General features: G+C 74.3%; 22 protein-coding genes and 1 pseudogene. 10 read left to right on the top strand and 13 right to left on the bottom strand.

Going from position 1 to position 21,244, the window contains the following annotated elements; genetic code table 11:
* Positions 1-29 precede the first annotated feature (29 nt).
* Both FHL80_RS25545 and FHL80_RS14040 read left to right on the top strand, forming a co-directional pair.
* Entirely contained in the window at positions 30-173 is a 144-nt protein-coding gene (locus FHL80_RS25545; RefSeq protein WP_216870717.1) for a hypothetical protein, read from the top strand.
* A 50-nt stretch (positions 174-223) separates the two neighbouring features.
* Complete coding sequence (locus FHL80_RS14040) at positions 224-1,081, top strand: YhjD/YihY/BrkB family envelope integrity protein (RefSeq protein ID WP_138734019.1); 858 nt, start codon at positions 224-226, stop codon at positions 1,079-1,081.
* Here FHL80_RS14040 and FHL80_RS14035 read toward each other — a convergent pair.
* The 3 genes from FHL80_RS14035 to FHL80_RS14025 are packed head-to-tail and all read right to left on the bottom strand — an operon-like array spanning position 1,074 to position 4,362.
* The gene (locus tag FHL80_RS14035) at positions 1,074-1,925 is read right to left on the bottom strand and encodes a PPK2 family polyphosphate kinase (RefSeq protein ID WP_138734018.1); all 852 of its coding nucleotides are present in this window, start codon (positions 1,923-1,925) and stop codon (positions 1,074-1,076) included. The genes FHL80_RS14040 and FHL80_RS14035 overlap by 8 nt on opposite strands.
* A 22-nt stretch (positions 1,926-1,947) precedes the next feature.
* A complete protein-coding gene (locus FHL80_RS14030; RefSeq protein WP_138734017.1) occupies positions 1,948-2,304 on the bottom strand; it encodes a YrdB family protein in 357 nt (118 codons plus the stop codon).
* Positions 2,305-2,325: 21 nt separating this feature from the next.
* Entirely contained in the window at positions 2,326-4,362 is a 2,037-nt protein-coding gene (locus FHL80_RS14025; RefSeq protein ID WP_138734016.1) for a HelD family protein, read from the bottom strand.
* A gap of 97 nt (positions 4,363-4,459) precedes the next feature.
* Here FHL80_RS14025 and FHL80_RS14020 point away from each other — a divergent pair, with 97 nt between their 5' ends.
* On the top strand, positions 4,460-5,248 hold the full coding sequence (locus tag FHL80_RS14020) for a YsnF/AvaK domain-containing protein (protein WP_216870716.1): 789 nt from the start codon (positions 4,460-4,462) through the stop codon (positions 5,246-5,248).
* Between the two features lie 57 nt (positions 5,249-5,305).
* Here FHL80_RS14020 and FHL80_RS14015 read toward each other — a convergent pair whose 3' ends face one another.
* A complete protein-coding gene (locus FHL80_RS14015) occupies positions 5,306-5,974 on the bottom strand; it encodes an alpha/beta hydrolase (protein ID WP_138734014.1) in 669 nt (222 codons plus the stop codon).
* 117 nt (positions 5,975-6,091) lie between these two features.
* Between FHL80_RS14015 and FHL80_RS14010 the strand changes: the two genes are divergently transcribed.
* The 3 genes from FHL80_RS14010 to FHL80_RS14000 all read left to right on the top strand — a co-directional run bounded on the left by FHL80_RS14010 (position 6,092) and on the right by FHL80_RS14000 (position 10,149).
* Positions 6,092-7,048 carry a helical backbone metal receptor gene (locus tag FHL80_RS14010; RefSeq protein WP_246078673.1) on the top strand — a complete coding sequence of 319 codons (957 nt, stop codon included), beginning with the start codon at positions 6,092-6,094 and terminating at the stop codon, positions 7,046-7,048.
* Positions 7,049-7,097: 49 nt separating this feature from the next.
* Positions 7,098-8,237 carry a thiolase family protein gene (locus FHL80_RS14005; protein WP_138734013.1) on the top strand — a complete coding sequence of 380 codons (1,140 nt, stop codon included), beginning with the start codon at positions 7,098-7,100 and terminating at the stop codon, positions 8,235-8,237.
* An 82-nt stretch (positions 8,238-8,319) separates the two neighbouring features.
* A complete protein-coding gene (locus FHL80_RS14000) occupies positions 8,320-10,149 on the top strand; it encodes an NAD(P)/FAD-dependent oxidoreductase (protein WP_138734012.1) in 1,830 nt (609 codons plus the stop codon).
* 6 nt (positions 10,150-10,155) lie between these two features.
* Here the strand turns inward: FHL80_RS14000 and FHL80_RS13995 are convergent, their stop codons facing one another.
* The 4 genes from FHL80_RS13995 to FHL80_RS13980 all read right to left on the bottom strand — a co-directional run bounded on the left by FHL80_RS13995 (position 10,156) and on the right by FHL80_RS13980 (position 15,298).
* On the bottom strand, positions 10,156-10,824 hold the full coding sequence (locus FHL80_RS13995; RefSeq protein WP_138734011.1) for an acVLRF1 family peptidyl-tRNA hydrolase: 669 nt from the start codon (positions 10,822-10,824) through the stop codon (positions 10,156-10,158).
* On the bottom strand, positions 10,821-12,083 hold the full coding sequence (locus FHL80_RS13990) for an alpha/beta fold hydrolase (protein ID WP_246078672.1): 1,263 nt from the start codon (positions 12,081-12,083) through the stop codon (positions 10,821-10,823). Before FHL80_RS13990 ends, FHL80_RS13995 begins: the two co-directional genes overlap by 4 nt.
* A gap of 14 nt (positions 12,084-12,097) precedes the next feature.
* On the bottom strand, positions 12,098-13,312 hold the full coding sequence (locus tag FHL80_RS13985) for an MFS transporter (protein WP_138734010.1): 1,215 nt from the start codon (positions 13,310-13,312) through the stop codon (positions 12,098-12,100).
* A 171-nt stretch (positions 13,313-13,483) separates the two neighbouring features.
* The gene (locus FHL80_RS13980; protein ID WP_138734009.1) at positions 13,484-15,298 is read right to left on the bottom strand and encodes a phosphoenolpyruvate carboxykinase (GTP); all 1,815 of its coding nucleotides are present in this window, start codon (positions 15,296-15,298) and stop codon (positions 13,484-13,486) included.
* 188 nt (positions 15,299-15,486) lie between these two features.
* On the opposite strand from FHL80_RS13980, the gene FHL80_RS13975 reads away from it, so the two are divergent.
* Positions 15,487-16,668, top strand: coding sequence for an NADH:flavin oxidoreductase/NADH oxidase (locus FHL80_RS13975; protein ID WP_138734008.1), 1,182 nt, complete (start codon positions 15,487-15,489; stop codon positions 16,666-16,668).
* A 69-nt stretch (positions 16,669-16,737) separates the two neighbouring features.
* On the opposite strand, the gene FHL80_RS13970 is transcribed toward FHL80_RS13975, so the two are convergent.
* Positions 16,738-17,238 carry an SRPBCC family protein gene (locus FHL80_RS13970; protein ID WP_138734007.1) on the bottom strand — a complete coding sequence of 167 codons (501 nt, stop codon included), beginning with the start codon at positions 17,236-17,238 and terminating at the stop codon, positions 16,738-16,740.
* A complete protein-coding gene (locus FHL80_RS13965) occupies positions 17,235-17,585 on the bottom strand; it encodes an ArsR/SmtB family transcription factor (protein WP_342777333.1) in 351 nt (116 codons plus the stop codon). The genes FHL80_RS13970 and FHL80_RS13965 overlap by 4 nt, the downstream gene beginning before the upstream one ends.
* Positions 17,586-17,648: 63 nt before the next feature.
* Between FHL80_RS13965 and FHL80_RS13960 the strand changes: the two genes are divergently transcribed.
* From FHL80_RS13960 to FHL80_RS13950, 3 genes are all read left to right on the top strand, one after another.
* The gene (locus FHL80_RS13960) at positions 17,649-17,885 is read left to right on the top strand and encodes a hypothetical protein (RefSeq protein ID WP_138734006.1); all 237 of its coding nucleotides are present in this window, start codon (positions 17,649-17,651) and stop codon (positions 17,883-17,885) included.
* Between the two features lie 80 nt (positions 17,886-17,965).
* On the top strand, positions 17,966-18,208 hold the full coding sequence (locus FHL80_RS13955; RefSeq protein ID WP_138734005.1) for an acyl carrier protein: 243 nt from the start codon (positions 17,966-17,968) through the stop codon (positions 18,206-18,208).
* 50 nt (positions 18,209-18,258) lie between these two features.
* Positions 18,259-19,221 carry an NAD(P)H-dependent flavin oxidoreductase gene (locus tag FHL80_RS13950; RefSeq protein ID WP_138734004.1) on the top strand — a complete coding sequence of 321 codons (963 nt, stop codon included), beginning with the start codon at positions 18,259-18,261 and terminating at the stop codon, positions 19,219-19,221.
* A gap of 7 nt (positions 19,222-19,228) precedes the next feature.
* Here the strand turns inward: FHL80_RS13950 and FHL80_RS13945 are convergent, their stop codons facing one another.
* The 3 genes and pseudogenes from FHL80_RS13945 to FHL80_RS13935 all read right to left on the bottom strand — a co-directional run.
* Entirely contained in the window at positions 19,229-19,921 is a 693-nt protein-coding gene (locus FHL80_RS13945; RefSeq protein ID WP_138734003.1) for a DsbA family oxidoreductase, read from the bottom strand.
* Between the two features lie 29 nt (positions 19,922-19,950).
* A complete protein-coding gene (locus tag FHL80_RS13940; protein WP_138734002.1) occupies positions 19,951-20,976 on the bottom strand; it encodes a cation diffusion facilitator family transporter in 1,026 nt (341 codons plus the stop codon).
* A 73-nt stretch (positions 20,977-21,049) separates the two neighbouring features.
* Positions 21,050-21,244 (bottom strand): annotated as a pseudogene (locus FHL80_RS13935) (endonuclease); the annotation flags it as partial.

Raw genomic sequence — 21,244 nt, 5'->3', positions numbered from 1 at the left:
GGGCCGCAGCACAGACCCCAGGAGCACAGATGAGCACCCCGCATCGGGACCACGACGACCACGCGCAGCGGCAGGTGCCGCGGAACCGCTTCCGGCTCATCGTCCTCAGCGTCGTGGTGCTGATCATCCTGGTGATCTTCGGTTACATGCTGCTGGTGGGCGGCAACGCCTGAGCGGTTCCCCACACCGGTCCGACGGGCGCGACCGGGCCACACCTGGTCGAATGGCCATGGTGCAGCTGGTGGACGAGGCGCGCGGCCTGCTGGTGACGATCCGCGGCCGGCTGACCGGCCGGGACACCGCCCTGATCGCCGCCGGCCTGACCTTCTACGCCGGGATCGCCGTCGTCCCGGCGCTGGTGCTGTCCCTGGCGCTGACCAGCTGGCTCACCAGCCCGGCGACCGTCCGGGAGCTCGCCGGCCGGCTCGGCGAGGTGCTCCCCGACCAGCTCGGCGCCCCGGACGCGCTCGCCCGGCTGGCCGAGGCGGGCACCTCCCTGAGCGTGCTGCAGGCGGTGCTGACCCTGCTGCCGATCTCGCTCTACGGCGAGGGCATCCGCCGGGCGCTGCTGCGGTTCAGCCCGGCGACCGACCGGTTCACCGCCTGGCGCGGGCGGCTGACCTCGCTGCCGCTGCTGCTGCTGGCGCCGCTGCTGCTCTACCCGCTGCTGCTGGTCGGCCGGCTGCTCGCCGAGCTCGCCGACCGACCCGGCCTGGGCCCGACGCTGGGCGGCTTCGCGCTCGGCTACTACTCGGTGCTGGCGGCGCTGACGGTGCCGCTGATCTGGGTCTTCCGGGTGGTCGCGGCCGGTCGGCTGCGGTGGGGCGCCGTCGTCGTCGGGGCGCTGTTCACCGCGGCCTCGCTGTCGGGCTTCCTGCAGGGGTTCGTGGTCTTCCTGTCCCTGCCGCTCGACCTGGGTGCCCCCTTCGGCGGGCTCACCGTGGTCGGCGGGGTCGCCGCGGTGTCCTTCTGGCTGTTCCTGCTGCACTTCGTGCTGATCGCCGGCTGGCTGTTCACCGAGGCGCTGGACGCCCGCGTGCGCCGGGGACGGGCAGCCCGGGAAGCGGCCCCGGTCAGCTGATCGGGTGCTCCTCGATCAGCCGGTCCCGCTGCTCGGCCACGTCGTAGGTGGGCTCGGGCAGCCGCGGGTCCAGCTCGGTCAGCGTCTCCAGCAGCAGCCGGCCCACGGCCCAGTTCCGGTACCACTTCCGGTCGCTGGGGACGACGTACCACGGGTTGGTGGCGGTGCTCGTCCGCTCCAGCGCGATCTCGTAGGCGCGCTGGTAGGCCGGCCAGAGCGCCCGCTCGTCCAGGTCGCCGGGTTTGAACTTCCACCGCTTGGCCGAGTCGTCGAGCCGGGCGAGCAGCCGTTCCTTCTGCTCCCACGGCGAGATGTGCAGGAAGCACTTCACCAGGGTGACGTCGTCGTCGGCCAGCTGCTGCTCGAAGCGGACGATCTCGGTGTAGCGGCGCTCGATGACGTCGGGGGCGGCCAGCTCGCGGACCCGGCCGATCAGCACGTCCTCGTAGTGGGAGCGGTCGAACACGCCGATGATCCCCGGCCCGGGCACCGCGCGGCGCACCCGCCAGAGGAAGGAGTGCCGCAGCTCCTCGGGCGTGGGCTTCTTGAAGGCGGTGACCTCGACTCCCTGCGGCTGGACGGCGCCCACGACGTGCGACACCACCCCGCCCTTGCCGCTGGTGTCCATCCCCTGCAGCAGGAGCAGCACCCGCCGCCGGCCACCGGTGGCGCCCTCGGCGTACAGACGCTCCTGCAGCTCGGCCAGCTTCTCCCCCTCGGCGAGCATCACGTCGCGGGTCCGCTCCTTGGACCCGGGGGCCAGCGGGATGGCGCGGGGGTCCAGCCGGGAGAGCTGGACCGGCGGCGCCGGGGCACGCAGCGCGTCGCGCAGGGAGTCGGCCATGCGCGCAGCCTAGAGACGCAGGTCAGGCAGTGGGCGACCCGACGGACGGCAGCACGGCGGCAGCGACCAGGTTCGCCACCACCACGACCGCGAACAGCACGCCCCAGCGAGGCGAGGCACCCCAGGCCAGCAGCACTGCCGCCGCCCCGAACACCAGCGCCTGGACGGCGAGCCGGCCGGCCGCCGACGGGTGGGCCGCCCGCGGCGCCGCGAACGAGCTCCACAGCACCGCGGCCGCCACCGGCAGCGCCACCGCCAGCACCACCCGGACGGCGACCGGGCCGCCGAGCTGCCAGCCAGCCCACCCGAGCACGGCGAGCGCCGCCAGCTCCAGCCCGAAGGCCACCGTCGCGTTCACCCAGGCCAGTGCGGTGCCCATCTCGTCCCTCCGCCCTTCCTGCTACGCCTGGAGCAGGTCGGGCAGGTCGCCGGCGTGCAGCACCACCAGGCTGCTCACCGCGCGGGTCAGCACGACGTAGAGCCGGTGCAGGCCGCGCGGTTCGGCGGCCACGATGGCCGCCGGCTCCACCACCACCACGGAGTCGAACTCCAGCCCCTTGACCAGGGTGGCCGGCACGACCGACACGCGGGTCGGCTCCGAGCCGTCGTCGGCCAGCGCCGCGACGTCCAGGCCGGCCGCCTGCAGCAGCCCGACCACGTCGGCCACCGCGGCGTCGGCGCAGACGACCCCGGTGGACCCCTCGGTCGCGGCCAGCTCGCCGACCACCTCGGCCAGCGGCCCCGCGAGCAGCGACACCGGCCGCAGCCGCAGCGACCCCGGCTCCCGGCGCACCGCCGTCGCGGCGGGCAGCCCGGGGGCGATCCGGGGCAGCAGCCGGTTGGCGAAGTCGAGCACCTCGCCGGGCACCCGGTAGCCGCGGGTCAACGGGCGCACGGTGGTGTCCGGGCGGCCCAGCCCCGACAGCGTCTGCGACCAGTCGGCCGCCGACCACGGGCTGGTGGCCTGGGCGAGGTCACCGAGCACGGTCAGCGACCCCGCCGCCAGCCGCCGGGCCACCGCCCGGCACTGCATGGGCGAGAGGTCCTGCGCCTCGTCGACGACGACGTGCCCGTAGCCCGGCGTGCGCTCGAGCATCCCGGCGACCTCGTCGACGAGCACGGCGTCGGCGGGCGTCCAGCGGGCGGCGCGCACCGAGCGCGGCGGCGACGACCAGAGCAGCAGCGCCTGCTCATCCTCGGTGAGCACCCCGCGGGCGGCCCGGGCCAGCCGGTCGGGCTCGGAGAGCAGCCCGCACACCAGGGCGGCCGCGTCGACGGCCGGCCACACCGCGTCGCAGAACGCGCGCACCTCCGCGCTGCGGGCCGTGCGGCGGGTCTCCGCGTCGGTGGGGCTCCCGCCGCCTGCCTCCTTCAGCCGGCGGGCGTACTCGGCCAGGCTCATGGCCAGCCGCTCCCGCCCGGCGGCGTAGTGCAGGACCTGCTGGTCGTCGACGCCGCTGGTGCCGGCCCGGCGCAGGTCGTCGACGAACCGCTTGAGCCGCTCGACGCTGATCCGGTACCGACGCCCGGTGAGCGTCACCTGCACCGAGTCCACCGGCTTGCTGATCCCGCCCCACAGCGCCCGGCGAAGCACCTCGGCCATCCGCGGGTCGCCCTTGAGCACGGCGACGGCGGGCTCGTCCTCGGCCCGCACGGTCACCCGCGCGGTGAGGTCGGCGACCGTCGCCTGGTCGACCTCCACCTCACCGAGCGCCGGGAGCACCTGCTCGATGTAGCGCAGGAAGGCCCGGTTGGGGCCGACCACCAGCACGCCGGTGCGGGCCAGCTGCCCGCCGTGGGTGTAGAGCAGGTAGGCGGCGCGGTGCAGCCCGACCGCCGTCTTGCCGGTGCCCGGGGCGCCCTGCACGCAGATCGACTCGGTGAGCGGCGCCCGGACGATGTCGTCCTGGTCAGGCTGGATGGTGGCGACGATGTCGCGCATCGGGCCGCTGCGCGGGCGCTCGATCTCCTGCCGCAGGACGTCGCTGTCGCGCTCCTCCCCGGCGGCGAGGAACTCGTCCTCGTAGCTGGTCAGCTCGCCCCCCGCGAAGCCGAACCGGCGGCGGCGCACCAGGCCCTGCGGATCGGCGGGGCTGGCCTGGTAGAACGGCCGGCTCATCGGCGCCCGCCAGTCGATGACCACCGGGTCGCCGGCCGCGTCCCGGACGTGCCGGCGGCCGATGTGGAAGCTCTCCGCGTCGGCGTCGGTCCGCCCGAAGAAGGCCGGCACACCGGGGTCGTGGGCCAGGGCGGCGAGGCGTTCGGCCCGGGCGGCACCGAGCCGTTCGGACGCCCAGGCGTCGACGCCGGCGTCGGTGACCGCGACGGCGGCCGTGCGCATCTGGGTGAGGCAGGACGCGGCGAGCGCCAGGTGGTCGCGCTCGGCGGTGAGGACGGGATCGGCGGCGGTGGTCTCGGAGGTGGCGGGGAGAGACACGGTCGGAGGACGCTACGCGCGCCCGGGCAGCGGTTCAACCGACATGCCGGACCGTCGGGCGATGTGTAGACCGGGGGGTTCCGGATCATCCTCAGGCATGGCCAGTGACTCCGCTCTGCCCCCAGTGATCGGGGCGATCGCCGACGACCGGGACGGCAACCCCCTGGGCACGATCACGACCGTCTTCCTCGACGACGTGACGGGCCGGCCCACCTGGGTCGGCCTCACCGACGGGCTGGACGCCACGTCCGGCGACGTCCCGGTGATCGCGCCCATCTCCGACGCCGAGTACTCCGACGACCGGCTGCGGCTGCCCGTCGCCGGGGAGGCCGTCCGCACGGCTCCACGGGTCGCGCAGCCGGACCGGCTGAGCCCGGAGGAGGAGACGACGCTGCGCGAGCACTACCGCTCGGCGCCCGCGACCGGCCGGCACGCCACGACCGACACGGTCGCGATCCCGACCGTGCCGACCGGGACGGCGGCCGACACGGTCATGACCCTCTCGGAGGAGCAGCTCCAGGTCAGCACGGTGGTCGAGCCGTGGACCCGGGCGGTGCTGCGGATCGAGGAGGTCACCGAGGAGGTCATGGTGCCGGTCACCATCACCCGGCAGCAGGCCCGCATCGACTACCTGCCGCTGTCCCCGACCGACCGGTCGGACACGACGGGCAGTGCCGACGCCGCCGGCGTCCCGGGCACCGAGCGGACGACGAGCACCAGCGAGTGGGTCACGCTCTACACCGAGCAGCCCGCGGTCACGCTGGAGCGGGTGCCCGTCGAGCGGGTCCGGCTGCGCACGTCCTGGGCCAGCGAGGAGACCACCGTGACCCAGGAGCTGCGCCGGGAGCAGGTCGAGCTGAGCACCACCGAGACCCCCCTGACCTGACGCCGGGCCCGCCCCGGCTGGACCGTTCACGGCCGGCCGGGGCGGCCCCATCCGAGGTCAGCCGTCGAGCCACCAGCGCAGCGCGTCGTCGACCAGGTCGGGCGTCACCACGTGACCGCCGGCGAACTCGTGGTAGCCCACCTCGTAGCCGTCGGCGGTCAGGCTCGCGGCCACCCGGCGGCCGCACCGCTCGACCGGGAGCACCCGGTCGTCCGTGCCGTGGCTGATCCAGAACCGCGGCCGGCCGTAGCGGCCCGGTGCGGCGACGAAGCCGGGCGAGAAGGCGGTCACCGCCTCGGCGAGGTCACCGTTGGCGACCCCGAGGGACAGCGCGTAGGAGCCCCCGTCGGAGAACCCGGCCAGCGCGACACGACCGACCGGCAGCCGGGCCAGGACGTCGGCCAGCGCGGCGTCCAGGACGGCGACGTCCCGGCCCAGCCCACCGGCGATCAGGTCCCAGGTGGCGGCGGCCGACGTGGGCGCGAGCACCGCCACCCCGCGGGCGGCGGCGGGCTCCGCGACCGCGCGCAGCGCATCGGCGGCCGAGCCCCCGGCCCCGTGGAAGAAGACCAGCAGGGCCACCACCTCCCCCGGCGGCACGGCCAGCAGCACCTCCGCGCCCGGGCCGAGGTCCAGCGCGGTGACGCCCGGCTCCGGCGGCGGGCCGGCGGGCGCGGCGGAGGGGCGGGCGTCGAGGCGGCCGTCGGCCGCTCGGGAGGCAGTCACCGCACCGCACTACCCCCGCATCGGCCGGCCTGCACGGCGCGGGGCGCTGGACCGGGCCCCGGCGCAGGGTACGTGGAGGTCCACGTATCTCCGGCACCGTCGCCGTCAGGAGCCTCCATGGCCCAGCTCCACGTCCCCACCCGGTCCGCTTCGTCACCGCGCGGCGCCCTGCCGGTGGACCGCGCCGGCGCCCTGCTGCAGGTCCACCCGGCCAGCGTGACCAACGCCGCGACCCGGCTGGAGGCGGCCGGGCTGGTGGTCCGCAGCACGGCCCGGCGCGGAGTGACGGACCGGTCCGTCCCCGACGACCTGGGGACGGCGGTGCCGCTGCCCACACCCCCGCGGCGCGTCGTGTCGCTGGTGCCGTCGCTGACCGAGGCACTGGCGGTGACCGTGCCCGACCGGCTGGTCGGCGCCACCGACTGGTGCACGCACCCGGCCTGGCTCGCGGACGACCCTGCCGTCTCCCGGGTGCGCGGCACCAAGAACCCCGACCGGGCCGCGATCGAGGCGCTGCGACCGGACCTCGTCGTGGCCAACCAGGAGGAGAACCGCCGGCTGGACGTCGAGCGGCTGCGCGCGGCCGGCGTGCCGGTGTGGGTGACCGTCATCGAGTCGGTCGACCAGGCGCTGGCCTCGATGCGGCGGCTCTTCGCCGACGTGCTGGCGGTCGGCACGCCGGAGTGGCTGCGCACCGCGACCGCCGAGTGGGGCCGGCCACCGGAGCTGCCGGGCACCCGGGTCGCCGTCCCGGTGTGGCGGGACCCGTGGATGGTGGTCGGCGCGCGGACCTCCACCGGCGACGTGCTGGCCCGCCTCGGCCTGGTCAACGTGTTAGCCGGCTCCCCCGACCGGTACCCGCACGTGGCGCTGGAGGAGCTGCTCGCCGCCGGCCCGGAGCTGGTGCTGCTCCCCGACGAGCCCTACCTGTTCACCGCCGACGACGGACCCGAGGCGTTCCCCGGCACCCCCTCGGTCCTGATCAGCGGCCGTCAGCTCACCTGGTACGGGCCCTCGCTGGCCACCGCCCGGTCCGAGCTGGTCGCCGCCGTGGGACGACGCCCCGTAACCTGACCGAGCGCTCCAGGCAACGGTGCCGGCGCCGAGCGAGAGGAGTCGCGGGATGCGCGACGCAGTGATCGTCGAGGCCGTGCGCACGCCCGTCGGCAAGCGCAACGGCGGCCTGGCCGGGGTGCACCCGACCGACCTGTCCGCCCACGTGCTGGAGTCCCTGGTCGGCCGCGCCGGCCTGGACCCCGGGCTGGTCGACGACGTCATCTGGGGCTGCGTGTCGCAGGTCGGTGAGCAGACCTTCGACATCGCCCGCAACGCCGTCCTGGCCGCCGGCTGGCCGGAGAGCGTGCCCGGCACGACCATCGACCGGCAGTGCGGCTCCTCGCAGCAGGCGGTGCACTTCGCCGCCGCCGGTCTGGTCGCCGGGCACTACGACGTCGTCGTCGCCGGCGGGGTCGAGTCGATGAGCCGGGTGCCGATGGGCTCCTCCAGCGCCGGCCAGGACCCGCTCGGGGAGCGGTTCGCCGAGCGCTACGGCGTGCACCCCAACCAGGGCGTCGGCGCGGAGATGATCGCCGAGCGCTGGGGCCTGTCGCGCACCCAGCTCGACGAGTTCGCGCTCCGCTCGCACGAGCGCGCCGCGCAGGCCCAGGACGAGGGCCTGTTCGCCGGCCAGATCGCCCCGGTGCAGACGCCGGACGGGCTGGTCGAGCACGACGAGGGCATCCGCCGGGGCGGCACGGTCGAGGCGCTGGCCGGGCTGAAGACGCCGTTCAAGCCCGACGGCGTGATCAGCGCCGGGAACGCCAGCCAGATCTCCGACGGCTCCGCCGCCCTGCTGATGACGACCGGGGACCGCGCCCGCGAGCTCGGCCTCACCCCGATGGCCCGCGTGCACAGCGTCGCGCTGGCCGGCGACGACCCGGTGATCATGCTGACCGCACCCATCCCGGCGACGCAGAAGGTGCTGCGGCGCAGCGGCCTGCGGCTGGACGAGATCGGCGTGTTCGAGGTCAACGAGGCCTTCGCCCCGGTGCCGCTGGCCTGGCTGGCGGAGATCGGCGCCGACGAGAAGGCGCTCAACCCGGTGGGCGGCGCGATCGCGCTCGGTCACCCGCTCGGCGGCTCCGGTGCCCGGATCATGACCACGATGCTGCACCACATGCGGGCCAACGGGATCCGCTACGGGCTGCAGACGATGTGCGAGGGCGGCGGCCAGGCCAACGCCACGATCCTCGAACTGATCTGAGGCCGCCGGTTGGCCCCGACCGCGTGACCTGGGGCACACTGCTGCCCGGCAGTCGCTCCTCCGACGACGCGGGAGATGCTCGGTGACCCAGACGCTCGACCCGACCGACACCCAGTCCACCGCTGCGGATGACCCGGCCGGCCGGGTCAGCGCCTGGCTCGAGGCGTTCCAGTCCGCGCTCACCGCGCGCGACGTGGACCGCGCGGCCGAGCTGTTCGCCCCGACCTGCTTCTGGCGGGACCTGGTGGCGTTCAGCTGGAACATCACCACCGCCGAGGGGCAGGACGGCGTCCGCGACCTGCTCCAGGCCACGCTCGACACGACCGACCCGCAGGGCTTCCGGGCCGCGGAACCGCCGGCCGCGGCCGACGGCGTCGACGAGGCGTGGATCGAGTTCGAGACCGCGGTCGGGCGGGGCCGGGGCCACCTGCGGCTCAAGGACGGCCGGGCCTGGACGCTGCTGACCACGCTGTACGAGCTGACCGGGCACGAGGAGCCGGCCCGTGACCGCCGGCCGAAGGGCGCCGAGCACGGCGCGCAGCGGGACCGGCAGACCTGGCTCGACCGGCGCGAGCAGGAGGCCCGGGAGCTCGGCTACGCGACCCAGCCGTACGTGCTGGTGATCGGCGGCGGCCAGGGCGGCATCGCGCTGGGCGCGCGGCTGCGCCAGCTCGACGTCCCGACGATCGTCATCGACAAGCACCCGCGGCCCGGTGACCAGTGGCGCAGCCGCTACAAGTCGCTGTGCCTGCACGACCCGGTCTGGTACGACCACCTGCCCTACATCCCGTTCCCGGAGAACTGGCCGGTGTTCGCCCCCAAGGACAAGATCGGCGACTGGCTCGAGTCCTACACCCGGGTGATGGAGCTGAACTACTGGGGGAACACCCGGGCGCTGTCCGCCACCTACGACGAGGCCACCGGGGAGTGGACCGTCACCGTGGAGCGCGACGGCCAGCCGGTGGTGCTGCGGCCGAAACAGCTCGTGCTGGCCACCGGCGTCTCCGGCAAGCCGAACGTGCCCGTGCTGCCCGGCCAGGAGGTGTTCCGCGGCGACCAGCACCACTCCTCGGCCCACCCCGGCCCGGACGCCTACCGCGGCAAGAGGTGCGTCGTCATCGGCTCGAACAACTCCGCCTTCGACATCTGCGGCGCGCTCTGGGAGAACGGCGCCGACGTCACGATGGTGCAGCGCTCATCGACCCACATCGTCCGGTCGGACTCGCTGAGGGAGATCGGCCTCGGCGCGCTCTACTCCGAGCAGGCCGTCGCCTCGGGGATGACCACCGAGAAGGCGGACCTGGTCTTCGCCTCGCTGCCGTACCGGATCATGCACGAGTTCCAGATCCCGCTGTACGACCAGATGCGCGAGCGGGACGCCGACTTCTACCAGCGCCTGGAGGCCTCCGGCTTCGACCACGACTGGGGCGAGGACGGCTCCGGCCTGTTCATGAAGTACCTGCGCCGAGGCTCGGGCTACTACATCGACGTCGGGGCCGCCGACCTGGTGGCCAACGGCGACGTCGCCCTGGTGAAGGGGCAGGTCGACCACCTCACCGAGGACTCGGTGGTGCTGGCCGACGGCACCGAGCTGCCCGCCGACCTCGTCGTCTACGCCACCGGCTACGGCTCGATGAACGGCTGGGCCGCCGACCTCATCTCCCAGGAGGTCGCCGACCGGGTCGGCAAGGTGTGGGGTCACGGCTCGGGCACCACCAAGGACCCCGGCCCGTGGGAGGGCGAGCAGCGCAACATGTGGAAGCCCACCCAGCAGGAGGCGCTGTGGTTCCACGGCGGCAACCTGCACCAGTCCCGGCACTACTCGCTGTACCTCGCGCTGCAGCTCAAGGCCCGGCAGGTCGGCATCCCGACCCCCGTGTACCGGTTGCAGGAGGTGCACCACACCAGCTGAGCGGGGTCAGCCGCGGTCGGCCGGCTCCACGATGTGCACGCGCACCGCGCGGAACTGGGCCGGGGTATCCAGCAGCACCGCCTTGGTGGGTTCCCCCACGTCCAGCGGCGCCAGCCGGGGCAGCTCGGCCAGCGCCCGCAGCCGCGGGTCGGCCAGCACCTCGGTGACCAGCCCCTTGTCACCGCCGGTGGCCAGCGCCTCGGCGGTGCCGGCGTGCGGCCCCAGCACCCGCCCGGCGGTCTCCACGGCATGGGCGACGACGGCGTCGGTCTGGTGGCCGCGGCGCCGGGCGAACCGCTGCTGCGACCACCCGCCGGCGGCGGTGCGGCCCTGCACCTGCCGGGAGTCGACCTTGGAGACGACGAGCTGCGGGCCGTCGAACACCCCGACCGCCCAGCGTCCGCGGCGGACGAGCAGCACGCCGGTGCGGTGCGGGATCCGCGCCGCCGCGGTGAACGCGGTCAGCGGCACCGGCCCGGGCGTCCACCCGTACGGCGCGGTCAGGGTGAGGCTGGTCGTGTCCGCGCAGTCGACCTGCACCGCGCCGTCGTCCCCCACCCGGACGTCGGTGAACCGGCCGTGCCGCTCTGCGACGCCGTCCAGCCAGCGGTCCAGCCGCTCCGGCGCGACGCCGAGCACCCGGCCACCGCCGGCCGCGGGGCGGGGTGCGGTCACCGGGTGCGCAGGCGCAGCAGCCGGTCCAGCACGTCGCCGGTCCGCAGGCCGTCGTGCTCGTGCTCGTTGGTCACCCAGACGCGCACGTTCCCGACCGCCTCGGCGGTGTCCAGGGACAACCCGGCGTCGACGTACATGTCGTCGAAGTAGACGGCGGCGTCCACCGGCACCTCGTTGCGGGCCAGGACAGCGGGGTCGTACAGCGCGCCGTACGACGGGATCTCGGCCAGCGCGTGCGCAGCCGGGCCGAAGGGCCGCAGCGCCCGGACCTCGTCGAACATCCAGGGGTAGACCATCTCGCCGGTGAACGGCAGCGGACGCCGGCCCGGGTCGAACTCCGGGCCGCGCTCGGCCTCGGCAGCCCAGCCGGTCGCACCCTCGCCGCTGGCGTAGATGCTCTCGTGCAGCACCACGTAGAGCGGGTTGTCCCAGTAGGTCGTGCGCTGGGCGACGGCGTCGAGGAAGGCGTCCGAGAGCTGGTCGTCACCGTCCTCGAGCGCCTCCTCGAACAGCCAGTGCAGCTGCTCGGGCCCGGTCTTCGTGCCGAGCCCGGAGCCGAGGGTCTGCAGCCGGCGCACCGAGAGCCGGTCGCCGTCGGGCAGCCGGACGTCGCCGGCCTCGACCAGGTCGGCCACCGCGGCGACCCGGGCGACGTCGTCGGGGTAGCGGTCGTAGAACCGGCGGGTCTTGGCCGCCACCCGCGGGTAGGTGCGCCGGTAGAGCTCCCGGGCGTCGGGGCGCACGCTGGCCAGCCCGCCGGTGACCAGGCAGCGCTCGAGGCCCTGCGGCGCCTGCGACAGGTAGGTGAGGGTCAGGAAGCCGCCGTAGCTCTGGCCGAGCGTCGTCCACGGGCGACCGCCGTAGACGGTGGCGCGGACGTGCTCGGCGTCGGCGACGATCGAGTCGGCCCGGTACGCCAGCAGGTGCTCGGCGGCTGCCCGCGGGTCGGGGAAGGCGCTGATCCGCCGGGCGGTGACCCGGGAGCTGCGGCCGGTCCCCCGCTGGTCCATCAGCACCACCCGGAAGTCCTGCAGTGCCCGTGCGATCCAGTCCCCGCCGCCGACGGGGCGCGGCGACTTCCCGCCCGGGCCACCCTGCAGGAAGCACAGCAGCGGCAGGTCGTCGTCCCGCTTGTCCGGGTGCACGAGCTCGCGGACGAACACCGGGATCGTCGGGCTGCCCTCGGCTCCCCAGTGCAGCGGCACCGGCACGGTGTGCTCGCGGACGACCATGCCCGGGACGTCGTACTGCCGGTCCACGTCCCCTCCTCCGCTCAGTGCGCGAGCGCGGCGGTGGGCGCGTGCTCGGTGGGCACGTGCAGGCACCGTTGGCCCAGGCCGACCACGAGCGCCGCGACGCCGGCCGACACGGTGGCGACCAGGAAGCTCGCGTTGGCCCCGACCGTGTCCACGATCTTGCCGGCGACCGACGTCCCGACGGCCACGCCGAGGGCGAGGGCCGTGCCGATCCAGGTGAACGCCTCGGTGACCTGCGCCCGCGGCACCAGCACCTCCGCCAGGGTGAAGGCGCTGATCAGCGACGGCGACACGGTGACCCCGGCGAGGACCACCAGCGGCAGCATCAGCCAGATGCTGCCGACCAGGGCCAGCGGGACGGTCAGCAGGGTGAGCAGGACCAGCACGCCGACCAGCCGGTGCCGCAGCCGGATCCGCCAGTGCACCGTCCCCCAGCCGATCCCGGCCGCCATCGACCCGGCGGCCAGCGCGGCGATCAGCAGGCCGGACAGCGCCCGCGCGCCGACCTCGTCGGCGAAGGCGACCAGCCCGATCTCCAGGGTGCCGAGGATCGCGCCGATCGCGGTGCCGACCACGAACAGCACCCGGAGTCCGGCGACCCGCATCGCCGACGGGCCACGCCGGTGCTCGTGCGGCGCCGGCGGCGGCTCGGTGCGCCGCTGGGCGGCGAACAGCAGGCTGCCGATCGTGGCCAGGGCGAACGCGGTGACCACGCCGGAGGTGGTGTGCCCGGTGGTGGACAGGAAGGTGACCAGCACCGGACCGATGATGAAGACGAACTCGTCGACCACCGACTCCATCGCCAGGGCGGTGGGCAGCCGCGGGGTGCCGCGCAGCAGGTGGGTCCAGCGCACCCGGATCATCGAGGCGACCGGCGGGAGGCTGGCGCCGGCGGCGCCGGCGGCGGCGAACACCGTCCACAGCGGCCAGTGGTCGCGGACCGAGGTCAGGAAGAAGACACCCGAGACGACGAACACCGCGACGACGGCGAGGAGCACCCGGCGCTGGGCGTGGGTGTCGGCCAGCCGCCCGATGACCGGCCCGGAGACGGCGGTGGTGATCGCGCCGACCGCGGCGACCGCGCCGCCCAGCCCGTAGGAGCCGGTCTCGCTCTGCACCAGCAGCACGCTGCCCAGCCCCACCATCGACAGCGGCAACCGGCCGATGAAGGCCGCCAGCACCATGGGCAGGGCGTGCGGGGTCCGCAGCACGTGGAGGTACGGATTGGGCACGAGCGGACTGGCTCCCGTCACGGAAGGGGGCGGCGTCGTCACGCTAACCGAGGACCCTGTGACCCGCGGCCTGGAGGCCCGGCCCCCCGTCAGGCACGAGGTCCCGCCCCCCGACGACGCTGTCGGGGAGGCGGGACCTCGAGTTCTGGGGGAGGTGCGGTCCTCCTGCTGCTACCCGAGCCGGCTCGTGAGGATCTCCAGCTCGTCCCACATGGTGCTCGGCAGCTTGTCGCCGAACTTCTCGAACCACTCGGTGATCTGCGGGACCTCGGCCTGCCACTCGTCGCGGTCCACGCGCAGCGCCTGCTCGACCTGCTCGCGGGTCATGCCCAGGCCCGAGACGTCCAGCGAGTCCGGCGTCGGGACGTGCCCGACCGGGGTCTCCACGGCCGCGGCGGTGCCCTCCAGCCGCTCGACGACCCACTTCAGCACGCGGCTGTTCTCACCGAAGCCCGGCCACAGGAAGCCGCCGTCGGCGTCGCGGCGGAACCAGTTCACGTAGAAGATCCGCGGCAGCTTGCTGGCGTCGTGCATCTTGCCGGTCTCGACCCAGTGGCCGACGTAGTCACCGACGTTGTAGCCGATGAACGGCAGCATGGCGAAGGGGTCGCGGCGGACGACGCCGACGGCGCCGGTGGCGGCCGCGGTGGTCTCCGAGGAGAGGGTCGCGCCCATGAAGACCCCGTGGTTCCAGTCCCGCGCCTCGCTGACCAGCGGGATCGTGGTCTTGCGGCGACCACCGAAGAGGATCGCCGAGATCGGCACGCCCAACGGGCCGGTGTACTCCGGGGCCAGGATCGGGCACTGGGTGATCGGGGTGCAGAACCGGCTGTTCGGGTGGCTGGAGGGCTCGTCGCCCTCCGGCGTCCAGTCCCGGCCCTTCCAGTCGGTCAGGTGGGCCGGCGGCTCGTCGGTCATCCCCTCCCACCAGACGTCGCCGTCGTCGGTGAGCGCGACGTTGGTGAAGACGGAGTTGCCCGCCTCGATGGTGCGCATCGCGTTGGGGTTGGTGTCCCAGCCGGTGCCCGGCGCGACGCCGAACAGGCCGTACTCGGGGTTGAGCGCGTAGAGCCGGCCGTCCTCGCCGAACCGCATCCAGGCGATGTCGTCGCCGAGGGTCTCGACCTGCCAGCCGGGGATGGTCGGCTCGAGCATGGCGAGGTTCGTCTTGCCGCAGGCGCTCGGGAAGGCCGCGGCGACGTAGTAGGTCTTCCGCTGCGGGCTGGTCAGCTTGAGGATCAGCATGTGCTCGGCGAGCCAGCCCTCGTCCCGGGCCATCACCGAGGCGATCCGCAGCGAGTAGCACTTCTTGCCCAGCAGGGCGTTGCCGCCGTACCCGGAGCCGTAGGACCAGATGGCCCGCTCCTCGGGGAAGTGGACGATGTACTTGGTGTCGCTGCAGGGCCACGGGACGTCGGTCTGGCCCGGCTCGAGCGGCGCGCCGAGGGAGTGCATGGCGGGCACGAAGGGGCGGTCGGTGCCCATCGCGTCGAGGATCGCGCGGCCGATCCGCGCCATCACGCGCATGGAGACCACGACGTACTCGGAGTCGGTCAGCTCGACGCCGAACATCGGGTCCTCGGCCTCGACCGGGCCCATGCAGAACGGGATGACGTACATCGTCCGGCCGCGCATGCACCCCCGGTACAGCTCGGTCATGACCGCCTTCATCTCCGCCGGGTCCATCCAGTTGTTGGTGGGTCCGGCGTCGGCCTCGTCGACCGAGCAGATGAAGGTGCGGTCCTCGACGCGGGCGACGTCGCTGGGGTCGGAGGCGCAGTGGAAGGAGTTGGCCTTCGCGGTCAGCCGGGTGAAGGTGCCGGCGTCCACCAGCGTGCCGGTGAGCCGCTCCCACTCCTCGTCGGTCCCGTCGACCCAGACGACCTGGTCGGGCTGGGTCAGGTCGGCCATCTCCTGCACCCAGGCGAGGAGGCGGGCGTGGGTGGTCGGGGCGTTCTCGAGACCGGGGGTGGCCACGGCAGTCACGGCGTCTCCTGCATGTGGGGACGCCTGCGCTGGGCGCGGGGCAGGCGTCGGCGCTGGCTGGGGGCCCGCCCCGGCCGCTCCGTTGAGGCCGGGGGGATTGGGGAAGGCTACTCGTATAGGACGTCTACCCACACTGTGACCTGCGTCGCTGCGGGATGCCGGGCCCCGGCAGCCGGGTTGTGCCGGGCGTGACCGAGCCGACCCCCGCCCAGCCCACCGTGCTGCAGCCGCTGACCCTGCGCGGGGTCACGCTGCCCAACCGGCTGGCCGTCGCGCCGATGTGCCAGTACAACGTCACCGACGGCCTCGTCGGCGACTACCACCTCGTCCACCTGGGGCGTTTCGCCCTGGGCGGCTTCGGGCTGGTCATGGTCGAGGCGACCGGCGTGACCGCGGACGGCCGGATCAGCCCCGGGGACGTCGGCCTGTGGGACGACGCCCAGGTCCCCGGTCTCGCCCGGGTCGCGGCCTTCCTCCGCGAGCACGGCAGCGTCCCGGCGATCCAGCTGGCCCACGCCGGCGGAAAGGCCAGCACGCTGCGCCCGTGGGACGGGCACGGCCCGGTGACCGCGGAGAACGCCCGGCCCGGGGACGAGCCGTGGACGGCGGTCTCCCCCAGCGGCGTCCCGATGGGCAAGGGCTGGCCGGCCACCCACCCGCTGACGACGGCGGAGCTGGCCGGCGTGCGCGAGGCGTTCGTGGCCGCCGCGCAGCGGGCGCTCACCGCCGGTTTCCAGGTCGCCGAGGTGCACGCGGCGCACGGCTACCTGCTCAACCAGTTCCTCTCCCCGCTGACCAACCTGCGCGAGGACTCCTACGGCGGCTCGCTGGAGGACCGGATGCGCTTCCCGCTGGAGGTGGTCGAGGCCGTCCGCGCCGTCTGGCCGGCCGACCTGCCGCTGCTGGTCCGGGTCTCCGCTGTCGACGCCCAGCGCGACGGGACGACGCTGGAGGACACGATCGTCTTCGCCCGCGAGCTGAAGGCGCTCGGCGTGGACGCGATCGACGTGTCCGGCGGTGGCATCGGCGCCGGCTGGCAGCACCCGATCGGCTACGGCTACCAGGTGCCCTTCGCCGCGGCGATCAAGGAGCGGACCGGCATCCCGACCATGGCCGTCGGGCTGCTGGTGGACCCGGCGCAGGCCGAGGCCGTCGTGGCCACCGGCCAGGCCGACCTGGTCGCCGTCGCCCGCGAGGCGCAGGACGACCCGAACTTCGCCGTGCACGCCGCTCGGTCGCTGACCGGCGGCTCCTACGACACCTACCCGGTGCAGGCCGGGCCGCGGCTGGCCGCCCGCGACCGGCTGCTGCACCGCCTCGGCCCGTGGACCGGTCCCGACCCGGTGCTCGTGGAACAGCCGGCCAGCTAGACGAAGGGCCCGGGCCTCCTCACCCCTCGCGAGCTCGGGGCGAGCCTCTGGCCGGGGCCGAAGGCCGGGTCAGCCCGCGGTGTGCCGGTAGGCCGGGCCGGTGGCGGCGAGGAAGGCGTCCCAGTCGCCCGGCCCGGGCGCACCGGAGACCTCGGCACCGAACATGTCGAGGTACCAGTGCCAGCCCAGGACGTAGTCGCCGGCGTCGGTGCCCGGAGGGAAGACCTGGGTGAAGACCAGCACCGTGCGGCCCTGCTCCTCGGCGAGGTCCAGCTCGATCAGCCACGCCTGCTCGGACTCCCACCGGACGACGAGGCGGTGGGGCGGGTCGCATTCGACGATCCGCATCGGCTCCCCGGCCGCCCCCTGCTCATGGGTCATGGTCAGGGTGCCGGTGCCGCCGACCCGCCGCTCCCCCTCGTAGGTGCCGAACCAGCGCGCCGTCCGGTCGGGGTCGGTCAGCGCGGACCACACGTCCCCGATCGGGTCCGTCCAGCTGCGGCGGAACCGGACCTGCACCCCGTCGGCGACCTCGGTGACCTCGCCCAGCCGCTCGTCCTGCGTCGTCATCGACCGTCCTCCTGAGTCCGTGCCCGCCGTCCGCGGGCGACCTCGGTGTCCAGGGCGTCCAGGCGCTGCGCCCACAGCCGCCGGTAGGGGGCCAGCCACTCGTCCAGCTCGGAGAGCGGCCGCGGGTCCAGCGCGTACACGCGACGCTGCCCCTCGGCCCGGACCTGCACCAACCCCGCCTCGCGGAGGACCCGCAGGTGCCGGCTGATCGCCGGGCGGGTCACCGCGAAGTGCCCGGCGAGCTCTCCGGCGCCCTGTTCACCGGCCGCCAGCAGCGCGACGATCTGCCGCCGCGTCGGGTCGGCCAGTGCCGCCAGCGCCTCCACGGCGCATGTGTAACAGGTCACTTACGTAAGTGTCCAGTTACGCACGACGGTTCAGGTCTGCGTCCCCCGGGCACGGTCGGGCGCATGACCGTCACCGATCCCGACGTCCCGGACCCGCGGGGCGACCCCCGGACGCTGCAGGCCGACCCCGGTGCGCTCGGCCAGGGCGAGGACCTCGCCTCCGCCGAGGACGACGCCGTCGCCACCGGCGAGGACGAGCTCGCCACCACCCGGACCGAGGCCGACGAGGCCGGTGGCGGCGACGTGACCGGCGGCTTCGCCGGCGCCGTCGGGGAGGCGCCGACCGCCGACCGGACCTGAGCCGGACCAGCCCGTTTCACCCGTCCCGGCGGCGGGAATGAGGCGTGGGTCACGTTCTTGCCACCCGAGGAGGGACCCTCATGGCCACCGGAGAGACCGGCTTCGCCGACGTCACCTTCGACCTCATCTCCGTCCAGTACCACTCGCTCAAGGCCGGTCACGACTACGGCCAGTACGTCCGGGACGCCGAGAACGCCGGCCTGGACGACGTCGCCTCGTTCTTCCGTGAGGTGATGGAGCAGGACTCCCAGCGCGGGCAGCGCTGCCACGACCTGCTGCGCCAACTGTCCGGCACCGAGCACGGGGGTCCGGCCACGAGCTGAGGTCCCACCCGCCGAGTGCGCCGCCGGGCTCCGAGGACCACGATGGGGCCGTGCTCAAGACGGCGCTCACCCGGTGGTTCGACCTCGACACGCCTGTCTTCGGCGCCCCGATGGCCGGGGTGGCCGGCGGGGAGTTCGCCCGCGCCATCTCGGTGGGCGGCGGTCTGGGCATGATCGGGGTCGGGTCGGAGACCGCCGTCGACTGGATCGCCGCCCAGGCCCGGGTGCCGGCCGAGGCCGACGTGTCCTTCGGCGTCGGGCTCATGGCCTGGGCCCTGGAACGGCGGCCCGAGCTGCTGGCGGCGGCGATCGCGGCCGAGCCGGCGCTGGTCTCGGTGTCCTTCGGCGACCCGGCACCGTTCGTCGGCCCGCTGCACGACGCCGGGATCGCCGTGGCCACCGCGGTCAACTCGCGCGGGGACCTGGACCGTGCGGTGGCGGCGGGCGCGGACGTCATCGTCGTGCAGGGCACCGAGGCCGGCGGTCACACCGGGCAGCGGGCCACCCTCCCGCTGCTGCAGGAGGTGCTGACCGCGACGGATCGGCCGGTGCTGGCGGCCGGGGGCATCGCGACGGGCGCCGGGCTGGCCGCCGTCCTGGTCGCCGGTGCCGCCGGGGCCTGGATCGGGACGCCGTTCCTGTCCTGCACGGAGGCGACGAACACCCCGGCGGCGCGGGAGCGCGTCCGGGCCGCGAGCGGCGACCGGACCGTGCTCACCAGCGCCTTCGACATCGCCCAGGGGCTGGCCTGGCCGCGGCGGTGGCCCGGGCGGGCCCTGGTCAACGACTTCACGGAGACTTGGCACGGCCGGGAGGACGAGCTCCGGGGCGACACCCGGGCGGCCGAGCTGGTCCGCCGGGCGCGGAGCGAGGGAGACCTCGACAACGCGCCGGTCTACGCCGGGGAGTCCGTCGGGCTGGTCACGGCCGAGCAGTCGGCGACCGACGTCGTCCGCCGGCTGACCGCCGACGCCCGGGAGGCGCTGGAGCGCGCCTCCCGGCTGCTGGGCTGAGCGGACCTCAGACGGCGCAGCTGCCGTCCTCGCAGCCCTCCGCGGCGGGGACGGTGACCAGCGGGTGGCTGTCGACCCAGGCCCGCTCCAGCAGCTGCAGCAGCTGCTCGGCGGGCTGCGCACCGGCGGCGCCGTAGGCGCGGTCGACGACGAAGAACGGGACGCCGGTCGCGCCGAGCGCGCGGGCGGTCGCGATGTCCTCGTGGACGGCGGCCAGGTAGCGCTTGTCGGTGAGCGCCGCGCGGGCCTCGTCGGCGTCCACGCCGACCTCGACGGCCAGCGCCACCAGCGAGTCGATGTCGAACACCGAACGCTGCTCGGTGAAGTGGGCGTGCAGGAGCCGCTCCTTCATCGCCCCGCCGAGGTCGCGGTCGGCGGCCAGGTGGAGGAGCTGGTGCGCGAGCAGGGTGTTGCCGCTGGTGCCCTCGGCGAGGTGGTACTCGAGGCCCTCACCGGCGGCGACCTCCTCGACCCGGCGCTGCATCTGCGCCATCTCCTCGACGCTGCGGCCGTACTTGGCCGCCAGCGCGGGGAGCGTCGCCTCGGTGTGACCCTCGGGGATGCTGGGGTCGAGCTGGAACGACCGCCAGACGACCTCCACCTGGTCGGCGTGCGGGAAGCGGGAGAGCGCCGTCTCCAGCTTGCGCTTGCCGATGTAGCACCACGGACAGACGACGTCGGACCAGACCTCTACCTGCATGAACCGTCCGAACCCGCTGGGCGGTCAGCTCATTCCGCGGGGGGTGCGGCCACCTGCGCCCGCCCGTTGCCCGGGGTGGGGTCGAGGAAGACGTAGCGGACGCCGGGGTGCCGGGCGACCAGCCGGCGCTCGGCCTCGTCGGCGGCCCGCTCGATGTCGGCGACGGTGGCGGTGTCGGCGAAGTCGACCTTGGCGGCGACCAGCAGCTGCCCCGGGCCGATCACCGTGGTCAGCAGGAACGGCACACCGTCGACCTGGGCCAGGCCGGACAGCTCGTCCTTGAGCTCCTGCTGGGTGGCGCCGGGCACCGACTGGCCGATGAGCAGCGAGATGTTGGCCCGCGCCAGGGAGCCGGCGACCAGCACCAGCAGGACGCCGATCAGGATGGCGGCGATGCCGTCCCACAGCGGGTCGCCGGTGATCTGCTCGAGGAACAGGCCCAGGGCGGCGAGCACCAGACCGACCAGCGCGGCACTGTCCTCGAAGGTGACCGCCTTCACCGTGGTGTCGGTGGTGTGCTGGAGGTACTGGCGGGAGCTGATGTTCCGCTCCTTCGCCTCGCCGCGGACCTGACGCACGGCCTTGAGCAGCGAGCTGCCCTCGAGGACGAAGGAGACGGCCAGGATGACGTACGAGATCGTCGGGGAGCCCTCCGGCTCACGCTCGATGATCGTCGTCACGCCCTGCCAGATGGAGAACCCGGCACCGACACCGAAGGTGCACAGCGCGGCCAGGAACGCCCAGAAGTACGTCTCGCGGCCGTACCCGAAGGGATGCCGCTCGTCAGCGGCCCGGTTGCCGCGCTTGAGCGCGATGAAGAGCAGCACCTCGGTGACCGTGTCGGCCAGCGAGTGCGCCGCCTCGGACATCATCGCCGAGGAGTGGCTGATCAGACCGCCGACGAGCTTGGCGATGGCGATCGCCAGGTTCGCCGCCCCGGCGACGATGACGGTACCGGTCGACTCACCGTCGGACTTCCCCGAGGGCTTGGTGGCCGCGCCGGCTCGGGCCTCCTCGACGAGGGCGTGCCGGGTCGTCGGCGCTGGTTGCGTCATGCACCGCACGGTGCCCCGGCCGCATGATCGGCAATCCCGCGCAGCAGCACGGGTCGCGCGCGGGGTGGTCCAGTCAGACCTGGAGGAGTGGTCCGATGAGGATCTCGGTGCCGTCGGGGCGGTAGGTGTGCCATCGGCCGCCGGGATCTCGTTCGATCCGGAAGCCGTGGTGGACCTTGGTGTGGTGGCGTTCGCACAGGAGCGCGGAGTTCTCGAGTGAGGTCTCGCCGTGGTCGCGGAGCCATTCGAGGAGGTGGTGGACGTCGCA

Origin of the sequence: Modestobacter excelsi (assembly GCF_005930495.1) — a bacterium.
GTDB lineage: Bacteria > Actinomycetota > Actinomycetes > Mycobacteriales > Geodermatophilaceae > Modestobacter > Modestobacter excelsi.
Note: the sequence above shows the minus strand (reverse complement) of the source record. Positions and strands in the feature narration are given on the sequence as shown.